The organism is Methylomagnum ishizawai, assembly GCF_900155475.1.
Taxonomy (GTDB): Bacteria; Pseudomonadota; Gammaproteobacteria; order Methylococcales; family Methylococcaceae; genus Methylomagnum; species Methylomagnum ishizawai_A.
This window is the reverse complement of the sequence record NZ_FXAM01000001.1, coordinates 2496403-2510962: the sequence shown is the minus strand read 5'-3', so window position 1 is coordinate 2510962 and position 14560 is coordinate 2496403. Positions and strand designations below refer to the sequence as shown.

Annotated in this window: 11 protein-coding genes; 8 read left to right on the top strand and 3 right to left on the bottom strand. The window is 65.4% G+C overall.

All coding sequences use genetic code 11. From position 1 onward, the window contains the following. The first annotated feature begins 68 nt into the window (after positions 1 to 68). Both B9N93_RS26005 and B9N93_RS11140 read left to right on the top strand, forming a co-directional pair. On the top strand, positions 69 to 530 hold the full coding sequence (locus B9N93_RS26005) for a DUF2956 domain-containing protein (protein ID WP_217807295.1): 462 nt from the start codon (positions 69 to 71) through the stop codon (positions 528 to 530). 13 nt (positions 531 to 543) lie between these two features. Next, positions 544 to 1059 (top strand): lipocalin family protein, encoded by a 516-nt coding sequence (locus B9N93_RS11140; RefSeq protein ID WP_085213632.1) that lies wholly within the window; start codon positions 544 to 546, stop codon positions 1057 to 1059. A gap of 361 nt (positions 1060 to 1420) precedes the next feature. Here B9N93_RS11140 and B9N93_RS11135 read toward each other — a convergent pair whose 3' ends face one another. After that, positions 1421 to 3220 (bottom strand): multicopper oxidase family protein, encoded by a 1800-nt coding sequence (locus B9N93_RS11135; protein ID WP_085213630.1) that lies wholly within the window; start codon positions 3218 to 3220, stop codon positions 1421 to 1423. Positions 3221 to 3482: 262 nt separating this feature from the next. Here B9N93_RS11135 and mutY point away from each other — a divergent pair, with 262 nt between their 5' ends. Both mutY and B9N93_RS11125 read left to right on the top strand, forming a co-directional pair. Next, complete coding sequence (gene mutY, locus B9N93_RS11130; protein WP_085213628.1) at positions 3483 to 4559, top strand: A/G-specific adenine glycosylase; 1077 nt, start codon at positions 3483 to 3485, stop codon at positions 4557 to 4559. Positions 4560 to 4621: 62 nt separating this feature from the next. Further along, positions 4622 to 4894: an oxidative damage protection protein gene (locus B9N93_RS11125; protein WP_085213626.1), complete on the top strand. Its 273-nt coding sequence runs from the start codon at positions 4622 to 4624 to the stop codon at positions 4892 to 4894. Between the two features lie 71 nt (positions 4895 to 4965). On the opposite strand, the gene B9N93_RS11120 is transcribed toward B9N93_RS11125, so the two are convergent. After that, positions 4966 to 6666, bottom strand: coding sequence for a L,D-transpeptidase family protein (locus tag B9N93_RS11120; protein ID WP_254899379.1), 1701 nt, complete (start codon positions 6664 to 6666; stop codon positions 4966 to 4968). Between the two features lie 19 nt (positions 6667 to 6685). Further along, positions 6686 to 7600, bottom strand: a complete 915-nt coding sequence (gene rdgC, locus B9N93_RS11115; RefSeq protein ID WP_085216244.1) for a recombination-associated protein RdgC — start codon at positions 7598 to 7600, stop codon at positions 6686 to 6688. A gap of 255 nt (positions 7601 to 7855) precedes the next feature. On the opposite strand from rdgC, the gene B9N93_RS11110 reads away from it, so the two are divergent. Genes B9N93_RS11110 through B9N93_RS11095 form a run of 4 tightly spaced genes read left to right on the top strand, consistent with a single transcriptional unit; the run spans position 7856 to position 14508 of the window. Continuing rightward, positions 7856 to 8230: a hypothetical protein gene (locus B9N93_RS11110; protein ID WP_085213625.1), complete on the top strand. Its 375-nt coding sequence runs from the start codon at positions 7856 to 7858 to the stop codon at positions 8228 to 8230. A gap of 20 nt (positions 8231 to 8250) precedes the next feature. After that, positions 8251 to 9780 carry a PAS domain-containing sensor histidine kinase gene (locus tag B9N93_RS11105; protein WP_085213623.1) on the top strand — a complete coding sequence of 510 codons (1530 nt, stop codon included), beginning with the start codon at positions 8251 to 8253 and terminating at the stop codon, positions 9778 to 9780. After that, a complete protein-coding gene (locus B9N93_RS11100; protein ID WP_085213621.1) occupies positions 9777 to 10628 on the top strand; it encodes a response regulator in 852 nt (283 codons plus the stop codon). Before B9N93_RS11105 ends, B9N93_RS11100 begins: the two co-directional genes overlap by 4 nt. Next, on the top strand, positions 10606 to 14508 hold the full coding sequence (locus B9N93_RS11095) for an EAL domain-containing protein (RefSeq protein ID WP_085213619.1): 3903 nt from the start codon (positions 10606 to 10608) through the stop codon (positions 14506 to 14508). The genes B9N93_RS11100 and B9N93_RS11095 overlap by 23 nt, the downstream gene beginning before the upstream one ends. Positions 14509 to 14560 lie beyond the last annotated feature (52 nt).

Here is a 14560-nt window from a genome sequence, read left to right as displayed (position 1 = left end):
CCTTCCCATCCCCACCGGATTACACTACGCTTCCGACCCATCCCGCCCACTTCCCGACCAACCCCGCCATGTCCCAACCCGATCCCCCATCCCCCGGCGACGCGATCCAGGCCGAAGCCCTGCGCATGGCCCGCTCCATCCAGACCCCCGGCCAGACCAAGGAGCAAACCAAGCTCATCGCCCAAGGCATCGCCAAGGGCATCGAGCTCTACAAGAAACAGCAAAGCGCCAAGGCCCGCGAACGCGACAAATTGCGGAAGCGCCTGCTGAAACAAAAGCGGGCCACCCCCGACAGCGCGGCCTTGGAAGCGGAAGCCAACCCCGCCACCGACCCGGACCAGCGCCCGGCCCTGCTCGCGGGTGGCGGCGTGTTCGGGCTGATGGCGTTGGCCCATCTGCTGCGGGCGCTGTTGGGCTGGGAGATGGCGATAGGGCCGTGGGCGGTGCCGACCTGGATTTCCGGCGTGGCGGCCCTGGCGCTGGCGGGGCTGTCGGCCTGGCTGTTCCGCACCGCGCAGCAGTCCGATTAAGACGGGGGTTCCGATGCGTTTCCTTTCGATAGGGGCGGCTTGCCTGCTCCTGGCCGGCTGCGTGGGGGCCCCCAGGGGCGTGACCGTCGTGGACGGTTTCGAGCTACCCCGCTATCTGGGCACCTGGCATGAAATCGCCCGGCTGAACCACGCCTTCGAGCGCGGCCTGTCGCGTGTCACCGCCGAATACAGCCTGCGCGACGACGGCGGGGTCCGGGTGGTCAACCGGGGCTTCGACGCGGAGCGGGGCGTATGGCGACAAGCCGAGGGCAAAGCCTATTTCATCGGCAGCCCGGCGGTGGGCAGCCTCAAGGTCTCGTTCTTCGGGCCGTTCTATGGTGGCTACCACATCCTGGCACTCGACCGCGCGGGCTACGGTTATTCGCTGGTCGCGGGGCCGAGCCGGGATTATCTGTGGATACTGGCCCGGAACCCACGGCTGGACCCGGAAGTCCTGGCCCGCTTGACCGCCCAGGCCAAAAGCCTGGGCTTCCCGGTCGGGCAGTTGATCTATCCCCGGCAGGAATAAGCGGAATCCGGGACGGGCCCGATCCCGGCTGCTGCCACATTACAAGCACCGCGTCAATTGTGAATATTCACGTTTTTGGAATGGCTTCACGGGCTTTTTTCCCGGATACAATTTACGGCGATCCCAGGGGCGGATCGGAGGGGACCGACCGCCAACGTCATCCCCCCGCCCCGAGAAACCAAAACGCCGGCCGCCAAGAAGGCTCCGACCTGAACAAGCAGGGGTTAACACGGTTTTTTACTTCTCAGATTGTTTGGCTTCCTCCAAAGGCCGGACAAGGGATACTTGGCGACCCACACGGTTTCCATGCGAAAAAGGCGCGGCCCAGGCCGCGCCTTTTTTTATCCGCCGTCGGGCGGGATCATTCCACCAGGAAATCCCGCATCATGCCCATGTCCTCATGCTCGATATTGTGGCAGTGGTAGACGAACAAGCCCTTGAAATCCTGGAAGGGCTTGATGATGCGGACCTTCTCGCCCGGCATCACCAACACGGTGTCTTTGAGTCCCGAATCGATGAAGCCGTCCTTGACCGTGGCGTAGTCCTCCGCCTCTCCGGCCCCGATGCCGCGGCTGATGGTCTGGAACTGCTGGCCGTGCAGATGGATGGGATGCGCCATGGACAGCATCATGCCGCCGCCCATACCGCCCATCATGCCCATGCCGCCGGATTGCCCGCCGCCGTGGCCCATGCCCCCCATGCCGCCCCCCATCATGCCATGGCCCATACCGCCCATCATTCCACCGCCCATGCCGCCTTGGGGTTTATCGCCCCCGGCACCGCCATGGCCGCCTTCGGATTGGGTGGCGGCACCATGGCCCCCGCCTTCGCCGCCGTGGGCATGGAAGATTTCCAGCAATTGGACCGTATCGACCGGGATGCGCTCGTTGGGTTGCACATCGTCGAATTTATACGGCCTGCCATTGAGCAACATCGCCATCGGCGCTTCGGAAATGCCGATGGGGATGGGCTTGGCGGGATTGGCGACCTCGGCCAGGGTATAGCGCTTGAAACTGGACAGGTGGCCGGGCAGTTTGGGGCTGTCGCTGGTAGTCCGGGTGACGCGGACCTTGAAGATGGGGAAATCGCTGCCGACCGGCAAGGCCATGCCCGCCATCATGCCGCCGCCCATGCCGCCCATTCCACCCCCCATCATCCGGCCCGCCATTTTGGGCAGCACGCCCTGGAACGGCAGGCTACGCAGCGTGAACTCGGAACCCTTGGCCCTGCCGCTGAAATCGGCCCAGACATCCAGGCGTTCGCCCGGTGCCAGCATGACGTAGGGCAGGGTTTCCGGGGTTTCCAACAAGCCGCCATCGACGCCGATCACGGTGATGGGCGTGCCGTCGCTCCAGCCCAGCTTGTAGATGCGGGCGTTCGAGCCGTTGAGGAAGCGCAGGCGGTAGGCCCGGCTCGCCACGTCCAGCGCCATCTCGGGCCGTCCGTTGACCAGGATGCGGTCGCCGTAATAGCCCATCATGCGGTCGTGCATGGTGGGGACGTAGGCCATCCGGTTCTGGGCGTCGAAGCGGCGGTCCTGGATGATGATGGGGATTTCGTATTCGCCCGAAGGTAGCTCCAGCTTGGACTCTTCCTCGTCGTTGACGATGATGCCGCCGGCCAAGCCCTGGTAAAGCTGCTTGCCGAGCAATTCGTGCGGGTGCGGGTGGTAGATGTGCAGACCGGCCCGGTTCAACACCTCGAACTCGTAGACATAGGTCTCGCCATTGTCGATGACATGCATCGGATGGCCGTCCATGACGGCGGGCACATGCAGGCCATGCCAATGGACGATGGTGGGCTCCGCCAGCTTGCTGCGGAAGTTGATGCGGACCTTCTGGCCGCGGTGGAGCCGGAGCAGCGGTCCCAAATAGCTGCCGGGCAGTTCGGCCACGGTGCCGTCCGGTCCCTTGACCCGCTGGGCGACATATTGCACAACCTGGGTGGACGGTCCCGGCAGGATCGACGCCAGCCCCGGTTGGGCGGCCATATCGATCTCGACATCGGGATTGAAACCGGGCGAAGCGCGGTTGGGGGCCAGCTTGGCCATGGCCTGCATTTCCATGGCGCGGACCCATCCGGGCAAGGCGGAAACGGCCAATGCTCCCAAACCGGCATGGCACATGAAACGGCGGCGCGAGCGATCAATTCGGTTTTGCATAGACTCTCTCCTCGGTTTTCTTATCTTGGGCGCGGAGGCCGTCCCGGCCCGCTTACCTGGGCTTGGCCGTGAGACCAAACCCCCGCGCGGATGGCGATGCTTCCCCAAACCCTGGAAGCCCCGGCCCGGCTATTTTGCCGGCCCAGCCTAACTATAGGCCCAAAAGAAAATTAGCGGTTCCTGATTTATCAAACTTTGGCGTTGCCGCCCCGGCCCCGCCGCCGGGTTACAATGCCCGCCTTTCCCGGACCCGCTTTGCCCGATGCACACCGAAGAATTCCGCACCGCCCTGCTCGATTGGTTCGACCGCCATGGCCGCAAACACCTCCCCTGGCAAACCGCCCGCGATCCCTACCGGGTCTGGATTTCCGAGATCATGCTGCAACAAACCCAGGTCGCCACGGTGATCCCCTATTTCGAGCGTTTCATGGCGCGGTTCCCGGACGTGGCGGCGCTGGCGGCGGGTTCGGTGGACGAGGTGGTCGCGCTGTGGGCCGGGCTGGGCTATTACGCCCGCGCCCGCAATCTGCACCGGGCGGCACGGATCGTGGTGGCGCAACATGGCGGGCGCTTCCCGGCCAGCGTCGATGCGCTGAAGGCACTGCCGGGGATAGGCCGTTCCACCGCCGGGGCCATCCTCAGCCTGGGCTCGGGCTTGCCCGCCCCAATCCTGGACGGCAATGTCAAACGGGTGCTGTGCCGCTACGCCGGGCTGGCGGGCTGGCCCGGCGCACCCCAGGTGGAACGGGAACTCTGGCGGCTCAGCGAGGCGCTGACCCCGGAATTCCGGGTGGCCGACCACAACCAAGCCATGATGGACCTCGGGGCCACGGTCTGCGCCAAGCGCGGCCCGGCCTGCGGGGTTTGCCCCTTGCGCGACGGTTGCGCGGCCCTGCGGCTGGGCTTGACCGACGCCATCCCCACGCCCCGGCCCAAACTGGCCCAGCCGGTACGGGAATGCCATATGCTGGTATTGCGCGACGGGAGCGGGGCGGTCTATCTGGAAAAGCGCCCGCCGACCGGCATCTGGGGCGGACTCAGGAGCCTGCCGGAATTCGACGGGCTGGACGCCCTGTTGGGGTGGTGCGCGGAGCGGGGGATCGACACTTGCCGGCTTGAGCGGCTGCCCCGGCGCCGACATACTTTCACGCACTTCCGGCTGGACTTCGTACCGGTGCTGATCCGGGCCGAAGGCTTCGCGCCCTGGGTGGCCGAGGACGCCGGGCCGGGCTGGTTCGGCCCGGACGCGGCGGTGGGGCTGCCCGCACCCATCGCCCAATTGTTGCGGGACATCGCCGGCGACAACGCCACGCGGGGCCAGATCGCCCTGGACTTATAAAACACCCACCGGGACGATCCCACCCATCACCCACCATCCCTGAAAACATCGCGAGGATCACAATGACACATCTGGTGCAATGCGCCCGCCTGGGCACCGAGGCCGAAGGCTTGGATCAACCGCCCTTCCCCGGCGCGGAAGGACAACGGATTTACGAGAACATCTCCAAGGAGGCATGGCAGGGCTGGCTGAAACTGCAAACCATGCTCATCAACGAACATCGCCTGACGCCGTTCGAGCCCGCCGCCCGCACATTCCTGGCGGCGGAACGCAACAAATACCTGTTCGGCGGCGCGGACCCCACCCCGGAAGGCTACGTGCCGCCCAAAGCCTGATCCGCGCCTGCCGCCCCAATAAAAAAGCCCGCCAAGGATTCAGCCTTGGCGGGCTTTTTTTCATGGCGGGATTATTGTTCTTCCTCCTCCTCTTCCGCCGGCGCGAACGGGTCGGGCATGGTGGAGGAAGACGGGGCAGCCCGCTCGGGCGTATAGGGTTGGGTCGCCTGCGGGCGGGCATAGGGATCGGACTGGCCCGCCGGGTAGGACGGATACTGGACCGGCCTCGGCTGCGGCTGCGAGCCATAGGGGTAGGTCGCCGGAGGCCGGCCATACTGGGGTTGTTCCGCCGGAGCGGGTTGGGCGGTTCCCCCATAGGGATACTCCGCCTGTGGCCGGGACGGGGCCGCCTCATAGGGCGTGGTCCCGTAGGGATAGGCGGCCTGGGGCTGGGAAGGATATTGGCGCGGCGCGGACGGCGGGGCGGGCACTGGCTGGCCGTAGGGGACCCCGGCATTCGGTGCCGGGGACTGGCCCGTGCCACCGTAGGGATAGGCCGGTACCGCTTGCGGGGCGGGATGCGGCGAACCATAGGGGTTCGCCGGGTACTCGCTGGGCGCGGTTTCGATCACCGGCGGTTCCGCCAGCTTGCCGATGGCGACCGGAATCCCGCTGGGATGCTCCACCGCCGCCTTGATCGCGGCGCGGTCCACCAGGATCGCGTGCTTGGCGTTTTCCTTCTCGATCAGCGTGTTCCCCAGCTTGGTCAGGTAGGCGACCATCAAGGTCCGCTTCTTGGCGCGGATCGCCTTGATCTCCTCCTCGCTCAGATTGCTTTCGTCGAGTACGTCGTCGCCCCATTTGGCCGGAATCTCCTTGATATCCTCGTCCAGCGGCCACGTCACCTCCATGTACAACTCGCCCGCCGACCAGCCCAGCTTGATGGGCTGGTTGACCAAATAGACCGGCGTGCCCACCGAGACTTCCGGGAACAGCTTGGTCACGTCCTCGTTGTACATCCTCATGCAGCCATGGGTTACCCGCTCGCCGATGCCGAAGGGCTTGGCCGGGTCGGCCCGGTCGGTGCCATGGATCAAATAGCCCGGCACCCCCAGTTTCATGGCATAAGGCCCCAGCGGATTCTCGGGACCGGCGGGCACCACATCGGGCAGGATTTCGCCCTTCTTGGCGTGTTCGCGCTTGATGGATTCGGGCGGGGTCCAGGTGGGGTCCTTGACCTTCTGCGCGATGCGGGTCTTGCCGATGGGCGTGCGCCAATCCATGCGGCCCATGCTGACCGGATAGGTGATGACCTGGCTGGCCGGGGCGACCGGCTCGCCCATTTCCGTGGTGGTCACATACGTGACCGGCGGCGGGGCGGACTTGCCCTTGGCCGGTTTGCCGTCCTTGCCATGGGCGGCCTTGGCCTTGCCCGGCACGGCCTTCTTGTGGGTAATGGTGGAATATTGCACCGGAAAGAAATACAGGCGCATTTCCGGGATATTCACCACGATGCCGGCCCGGGGGGAATCGGGCAGGATATAGCGGTGCGGAATCACCACCCGCGTGCCCGCGCCGGGCAGCCAGCGGTCCACCTTGGGATTGGCCATGTTCATCTCGACCTGGCCCACGCTGGTCCTGCGGGCGATATCGATGAGGGTATCCTCCTGGCGGGCGGTGGCGTATTCCACCTGGCCGATCACATCGTCGCTGCCGGACGGCAGGGTATAGACCTCGGCCCGGACCCCCCAGGGTTCCAGCACCAGCAGGGCCGCGATCCAGCCACCGAGCCGGGGCCGGAAGATAGGCAGGGATTGGTTGTTGTTCCGCATCGCGTTTTCCTGTTACCGATTACTTGGCCTGGAGGTTTTCGCCCCCGAACAGTTCGGCCAGTTGAGGGAGGAACGCCGCCAACTCCAGGCTCATGACGGCGAAATCGGCATCGAAACGCTCCGCCGCGTCGTCCGTGTCCACCTCGGCCGCCGCTTCCTGCACCATGTCGAGGAACCTCAGGCGCTTGACGGCGAGATTCTCGTCCAGCACCAGGCTGAGGCGGTCGCTCCAGGTGAAGGCCAGCTTGATGACTTCCTTGCCGGCTTCGAGATGGTTTTGGATTTCCGGGGCGCCCAGATCGTGCTTGCGGCAGCGCACGATGCCGCCGTCTTCCTCCGGGGAGCGCAGTTCGCATTCGCTTTCCAGGGTGACGCCCGGCGGTGGGCCATTTTCGCCCAACCACAGGGTCATGGCGAGGCTGGGACGCTCGCGGGTGGCGAACGGCACCACCGGCAACGAACCCAGGCACTGCCGCAACAGGCTGGTCAACTCGTCGGTCTTCTTGGCGCTGGTGCTATCGACCACCAGCCAGCCGCCCTTGGGATCGATATAAGCATAGGCGCGGCGGCTGAAACTGAACGCCCGTGGCAACAAGTCCTGCATCACTTCGTCGCGCAGCGCGTCCTTTTCCTTGCGCCGTACCGGGGTACCCCGACGGTCCTCGATCTCCTGGACCCGTTCCGCCACCACCTCGTTCACCACCGAGGCCGGGAGGATTTTTTCCTCCTTTTGCAGGCAGATCATCAGGAAACCGTTGGTGGCGTGGACCAGGGGGAAGGTATCCCGGCCCAGGGGGGCGCACCAGCCGAAGCTGGCGAGTTCGAGGCTACCGCAATTCTGGAAGCGGCGTTGCTGGAGGCGTTCCTCCAGTTCGGTGGCATTCAGGGAGAAGGGTTCGGTAAAACGAAGCAGTGCCAGATTCTTGAACCACATGTTTGTTTTGGTGCTGGTAAAAAGCGCGGCATTATGGGGGGCGGGGCGGCGTTTGTCATCCGCGGCCGGAAGGATGGTATCTTTCCCCGGTCCAAGGGAACTCGGGCGCTGGCGCATCAAACCGGAGCGCCACCCCGCGTATATCCGATAAGTTCCGCTTGCCGTGGAAAACCCCAGGAACTACCATGCTCCATGCCAATCTATTTTAGTCAGGAATTACCCGGCTATACGGATTGCCCACCATGGAGGTGTCGGATGCCCAAGCACATCGCCCCGTTCCTATTGGTTTTGCTCGCCGCTTGCGTCCCAGTCCCGTTCGCCCTGGCCGAACCTCCCACCGGGGACGCCCAAATCAGCACCTTGGTCAAATCCGCCAAAACCCCGGCGGATCACCTGAAAATCGCCGCCCTGCTCGACGCCGAAGCCGAGACCGAAGCCGCCAAGGCCAAAACCCTGAGCGACCAAGCCGAAGCGTACCGCGAGCATCTGCACAGCGCCTACGGCAAGAACATCCCCGATCTGGTCGAACACACCGACGCCCTGGCCCACAGCTACGGCGAAGCGGCCCAGCGCCACAAGGCGCTCGCCGACCTGCACCGGCAAATGGCGGCGGCAACCCAGCCCCAATAATAGCGGCGGGGGTGGCGGACATGGCCAAGCTCTTCGACGACCGCATCGTCGGTACCGCCGCAAGCGCGGTGGATTTCATCACCAGCGTGCTGCAAGCCTCGACCGAATACTCGATCATCGCCCTGGACCGGGACGGCACCATCCTCCTGTGGAACGAGGGGGCGCGGCGCATCTACGGCTACGAGCCGGAAGAAGTCGTAGGCCGGGCCGATTCCTCCTTGCTCTACCCCGAAGAGGATATCGCCGCCGGCAAACCCCAGGCCATCCTCGACGCCGCCCTGGAAGAGGGCAAATGGGAAGGCATCTTGTACCGCCGCCGCAAGGATGGACAGCGTTTCATCGCCCGCGCGGCGGTCACCACCCGCCGCGACCCCCAAGACCAACCATTCGGCTTCCTATTGATTTCCAAGGATATTTCCGCCGAAACCGAACGCCAGCGCTCCGAAACCCAGTTCCGGGGACTGTTGGAATCCGCCCCCGATGCCATGGTGATCGTGGACAACGACGGCATTATCCGCTTGGTCAATTCCCAGACCGAACAGCTCTTCGGCTACACCCGCGCGGAGATGCTGGGCCAAAGCGTGGAAATGCTGGTCCCGGAGGGCTTCCGCTCGACACATGCCCAGCACCGGGCTAGCTACTTCCAAGCCCCCCGGCCCCGGCCCATGGGTTCGGGTCTGGAACTGTACGGCCTGCACAAGGACGGCGGCCAATTCCCGGTCGAAATCAGCCTCGGCCCGCTCGAAACCGACGCGGGCGTCCTGGTCAACGCCTCGATCCGCGACGTGACCGAGCGCAAGCGCTTCGAGCAGGCGCTGCGGGAAAAAAACCTGGAACTGGAAGGCGCGAACCTGGCCAAGGACCGCTTCCTGGCCGGGATGTCGCACGAACTGCGCACCCCCTTGAACGCCATCATCGGCTTCACTGGCACCTTGCTGATGAAACTGCCCGGCCCCCTCACCGCCGCCCAAGAACGCCAACTCGGCATCATCCAATCCAGCGCCAAGCATTTGCTTTCGCTGATCAACGACCTGCTGGACCTCGCCAAGATCGAATCCGGCAAGGTGCGGATCGCCCCCGAGCCAGTCGAATGCCAGGAATTGCTGACCGAAATCGCCGAAACCCTGCGCCCCATGGCCGAGCAGAAGGGCCTGGATTTCAAGCTGGGCCTGCCGGACGCCCCCATCGTGGTTGAGACCGACCGCCGCGCCCTGCGCCAAATCCTCATCAACCTCGCCAACAACGCCGTCAAATTCACCCTGCGCGGCGAGGTGCGGATCGAGCTGGCCCGGTGCGGCCAGGAGGTCGAGGTCGCCGTGATCGACACCGGCATCGGTATCAAGCCGGAAGATCAAGACAAGCTGTTCCGGGCCTTCAGCCAGGTCGATTCCACCAGCACCCGCGGCTTCGCGGGCACCGGACTGGGGCTGTACCTGTGCGGAAAGCTGGCCGACCTCATCGGAGCGCACATCGGCTTCCACAGCGAAGCCGGCGCGGGCAGCGTGTTCACCCTGAGCCTCCGCACGGCCTGCGCCGGGCCGGACCCATGAACGCCCGCATCCTCATCATCGAAGACAACCCCGGCAATCTGGAACTGATGGTCTACCTATTGGAAGCCTTCGGTTATCTGCCGCAAACCGCCACCGATGGCGAACAAGGCGTGTTCGCCGCGCTCGCGGAGCGGCCCGATCTCATCATCTGCGATATCCATCTGCCGCGCATGGATGGCTATGGCGTGATCCGCGCCCTCAAAAGCCGACCCGAATCGCGGCAGACGCCCATCGTCGCGGTCACGGCCCTGGCCATGGTCGGCGACCGCGAGCGGCTGTTATCCGCGGGTTTCGACGGCTATATCTCCAAGCCCATCGACCCGGAAACCTTCATCCCCCAGGTGGAAAGCTTCCTGGCACATAACCTCCACGCCGCGCCCGAACCCACCGCGCCCGAACCCGCGCCCGCCAAATCGGAAATCCCCGCCGCCCGGCAAGGCCGCATCCTGTCGGTGAACGACTCGCCCAACAACCAGGAATTGATCCGTGGCATCCTCGAACCCTTCGGCTACCGGGTGGTGTTGGCGAACGACGTCGCGGAAGCCCTGGACCACTTGGCCGGGGACCGCTTCGACCTGATCCTCTCCGACCTGTGGATGCCCCATGTGGATGGTTGGAGCTTCCTCAAGACCGTACGCGGCGATCCGCGTTGGCGCGGCATTCCCTTCGTGTTCCTCAGCGCCTCGGTGTGGGGTGGCAACGAGCAAGCCTTGGCCTTGAGCCTGGGCGCGACCCGCTACCTCCGCAGCCCCATCGAGCCGCTGGCCCTGCTGCGGGAAATCGAGGACTGCCTGGGCGGAACGCCACAGCCCCGAGGTGTACCCCATGGCGACGATCCTGGTCGTTGACGACCGCCCGCTCAACCGGGAATTCCTCTGCACCCTCCTGGGCTACGCCGGCCACCGGCTGCTGGAAGCCGCCAGTGGCGCGGAAGCCCTGGCCCTGGCCCGCTCGTCCCCGCCGGACCTGGTCATCACCGATATCCTGATGCCGGGCATGGATGGCTACCAGTTGGTCGATCAACTGCGGGCCGACCCGACCCTGGCCGGGACCAAGGTCATCTTCTACACCGCCACCTACCGCGCCCCGGAAGCCCAGCGGCAGACCGAATCCCGCAGCGTGTCCGCCGTGCTGGCCAAGCCTTCCTCGCCCGAGGAAATCCTCGCCGCCGTGCAGACCACGCTGGGCCTGCCCGCTTTCGTCCAACCCAGCGCCGCGCCCGCCCATGCCGAACCGCCCACGCCCGAAACCCTGGGCACCGCCCTGTCCGGGCAATTGAACGGCTATCTGTCGGATATCGAAGCCCTGCAACGGCTGATCGACCGCATCGCCAGGGCCGATCCGGTCCAGGGCGCGGAATGGCGGCGGCTGGCGGCCCATTCCTCGCAATCGCTGGGCCATCTGGGTGAAATCAGCCTACGGCTCGCCACCCTGATCGAGCTGGGATTGGAACTCGGCTCCCAGCGCGATCCCAAGGCACTGTTGGAAACCTTCTGCCGGGCGGTCCACGACATCTGCGCCGCGCAATACGCCGTGGTCGGCCTGCTGGAACACAACGGCACCCGGCCCCGTTTGATCTACACCTGGGGCATGGGCGCACCGGCGGTGGCGGACACCGATTTCCCGCTGCGACCGGATGGATTGCTGGGCCACCTGCTGGCCGAACCGCGCCCGCGCCGCATCGCCGGGCTGGCGGGCGATCCCACGCCCCTGGGGTTGCCGGCCTGGCATCCGCCGGTGCAGAGCTGGCTGGGCCTGCCCATCGCCACCTCCAGCCGGGTCTATGGCTGGCTGTATCTCGCCAACAAACGGGAAGCCCCGGAATTCAGCGGGGTGGACGAGGATATCGCCGCCACCATCACCGCCCAGGTCGCCACCGCCTACGAGAACCTGGAGTTCTACGCCGAATTGCAGCAGCGGGCCGAGGTGCTGAGGCTGGAAATCGCCGAGCGCAGGCTGGCCCAGCAAGCCTTACGAAAAATCCTCCGCGCCCGCAGCGTCATGGCCGAGTGCAACCACGCCCTGATCCACGCCACCGAAAAACAGGAATTGTTCGACCACATGTGCCGGATCATCGTCGGCACCGGCAACTACCCCACGGCCTGGATCGGGATGCTCAGGGAAGACCGTTCCACCCTGTTATCCTCCATGGCGCAGGCCGGGGAACGGCAGGCCTGGATGCCCGCCCTGATGGACGGCAGTGCCTCCGACACCCCCATCGGCGCGGCCTTGCGGACGGCCCAAACCGTGGCCGTGCGCGACCTGTCGGCGGAAACCCGCTGGCCCCAATGGCGGGAAGCCATCCTGGGCCTGGGCTACCACGCCATGATCGCCCTGCCGCTGCGGGAAAACCAAAAAGCCATCGGCGCGTTGTGCATTTGCGACACCGCCCCCGACGCCTTCGGCCCGGACGAAATCGAACTGCTGGAGGAGTTGGCCAACGATATCGCCTATGGTGCCGCCAACCTCCGCAACCAAGCGGCGCGGGGCCGGGCGGAGCAACGGCTGGCCGCGCAATACGCGGTGGCCCGCATCCTGGCCGAAGCCGCCAGCCTGGCCGAAGCCACCCCCGAGGTGCTGCGGGTCATCTGTGAAACCCTGAACTGGGACGTGGATGTGGGCGAACTCTGCTTGGTGGACGACACGGCCAAACTATTGCGTTGCGCCGGTACTTGGCGGCGGAGCAATACGCACGCGGATGTGCGCGCTTTCGAGGCGGCCACCCAGGAAATGGTGTTCGAACCGGGCAGCGGGCTACCGGGGCGGGTCTGGCAGTCCCGGCAGCCGCTCTGGATCGCCGATCTAGGCCAGGACGTCCTCTGCCCACGCTCCGAACTCGCCTTGCAGGCCGGCATCCACGCAGGCTTCGGTTTCCCGCTGCGGTTCGAGGGGCGGGTGCTGGGCACCATCGGCTTTTATAGCCGCGAAATCCGCCAGCCCAGGGAAGAAGTGATGAACTTGCTCGCCGCCATCGGCAACCAGATCGGCCTGTTCGTGGAACACAAACGCGCCGAGGAGGAACTCAGGGTTTCCGAGGACAAGCTGAGCAGCATCCTGGGGTCCATCGACAACATCGTCTGGTCCATTTCGCTGCGGAATTACCGTTTGCTCTATCTCAACGCCGCCGCCGAGCGGGTCTGGGGCCGCCCGGTGGCCGATTTCATGGCCGACAAAAACCTGTGGCTGAACACCGTCCACCCCGAGGACCGGGAACGGATGGGCCGGATTCCCGAGGACGCGCTGGCGAGCGGCACCCTGACTGTCGAATACCGCATCCTGCGCCCGGACGGCCAAATCCGCTGGCTGGAGGACCGGGTCAAGCTGATCCGGGACGCGGAGGGCCAACCCCTGCGGTTGGACGGCGTCGCCAGCGATATCACCGAGCGCAAGCGCTACGAGGCCAATATCGAATACCTCGCCACCCACGACGCCCTGACCCGCCTGCCCAACCGCGCCCTGCTGGCCGACCGCATGAACCAGGCCCTGGCCCACGCCCGCCGCGCCCAACGGCTGTTGGCGCTGTTCTTCCTGGACCTCGACCGCTTCAAGGATATCAACGACAGCTTCGGCCATGTGCTGGGCGACAAGCTGCTGCTGGCCGTGGCCGAGCGGCTCAAGGCCGCGGTGCGGGAGGGCGACACCGTGGCCCGCCAGGGCGGCGACGAATTCCTGATCCTGCTGGCCGATATCGACAAGCTGGAGGATATAGAACGGGTGGCGTTCAAAACACTGCGGGCCTTCGCCCAGCCGTTCCAAGTCGAAGGGCGCGAGCTATACCTCAACGGCAGCATCGGGGCCAGCGTCTTTCCCACCGACGGCGAGGACATGGAAACCCTGCTCAAGCACGCCGATATCGCCATGTACCGGGCCAAGGAGGAAGGCGGCAACGGCTTCCGGTTGTATTCGCGGGAAATGAGCCGCTTGGCGGTGGAACGGCTACAGTTGGAAAACGCCCTGCGGCGGGCGCTGGAACAAGGCCAGTTCGAGCTGTATTACCAGCCCAAGGTGGAACTGCGGGGCGGTTCGATCATCGGCGCGGAAGCCCTGATCCGCTGGCGGCATCCCGAACTGGGGCTGGTCGCGCCCTCCGAGTTCATCCCGCTGGCCGAGAAGACCGGCCTGATCCACCCCATCGGCGGCTGGGCCTTGCACGCGGCCTGCCTGCAAACCAAATCCTGGCAGCGGGAAGGGCTGGCGCGGCTCAACATGTCGGTCAACCTTTCGGCCCGGCAAGTGCGCGGCGACCACCTAACCGAACTCATCACCGCCACCCTCGAAGACACGGGTTTGGAAGGCCGCTACCTGGAATTGGAATTGACCGAGACCATGGTCATGCAAGACCCCGAGCAATTCATCCCGGTGCTGCGCGGCTTGAAACAACTGGGGGTGGAGATTTCGGTGGACGATTTCGGGACCGGCTATTCCAGCCTGAGCTATTTGAAGCGCTTCCCGTTCGACCGGCTCAAGATCGACCAATCCTTCGTGCGGGACATAGCGACCGACAGCAACGACGCGGGGATCGTGCAGACGGTGATCGCCCTGGGCCATATCCTCGGCCTCAAGGTGATCGCGGAAGGGGTGGAGACGCGGGAGCAACTGGCCTTCCTGTGCCGCAACCGCTGCGACGAGATGCAGGGCTATTACCTGAGCCGTCCGGTGCCCGCCGCCGAATTCGCCGGGATGCTGCGGGACAACCGGCGCTTGGTCCTGCCTTCCCAGGCCGCGTGACCCCTCTGGTTTGGAGTCCAAAGCCCGCTTCGGACCGGCCCGAAGCGGGCTT

Bases quoted from the DNA above. Each gene is read 5' to 3' on its own strand.
- B9N93_RS26005 (WP_217807295.1), top strand. From the start codon at position 69: ATGTCCCAACCCGATCCCCCATCCCCCGGCGACGCGATCCAGGCCGAA.
- B9N93_RS11140 (WP_085213632.1), top strand. From the start codon at position 544: ATGCGTTTCCTTTCGATAGGGGCGGCTTGCCTGCTCCTGGCCGGCTGC.
- B9N93_RS11135 (WP_085213630.1), bottom strand. From the start codon at position 3,220: ATGCAAAACCGAATTGATCGCTCGCGCCGCCGTTTCATGTGCCATGCC.
- mutY (WP_085213628.1), top strand. From the start codon at position 3,483: ATGCACACCGAAGAATTCCGCACCGCCCTGCTCGATTGGTTCGACCGC.
- B9N93_RS11125 (WP_085213626.1), top strand. From the start codon at position 4,622: ATGACACATCTGGTGCAATGCGCCCGCCTGGGCACCGAGGCCGAAGGC.
- B9N93_RS11120 (WP_254899379.1), bottom strand. From the start codon at position 6,666: ATGCGGAACAACAACCAATCCCTGCCTATCTTCCGGCCCCGGCTCGGT.
- rdgC (WP_085216244.1), bottom strand. From the start codon at position 7,600: ATGTGGTTCAAGAATCTGGCACTGCTTCGTTTTACCGAACCCTTCTCC.
- B9N93_RS11110 (WP_085213625.1), top strand. From the start codon at position 7,856: ATGCCCAAGCACATCGCCCCGTTCCTATTGGTTTTGCTCGCCGCTTGC.
- B9N93_RS11105 (WP_085213623.1), top strand. From the start codon at position 8,251: ATGGCCAAGCTCTTCGACGACCGCATCGTCGGTACCGCCGCAAGCGCG.
- B9N93_RS11100 (WP_085213621.1), top strand. From the start codon at position 9,777: ATGAACGCCCGCATCCTCATCATCGAAGACAACCCCGGCAATCTGGAA.
- B9N93_RS11095 (WP_085213619.1), top strand. From the start codon at position 10,606: ATGGCGACGATCCTGGTCGTTGACGACCGCCCGCTCAACCGGGAATTC.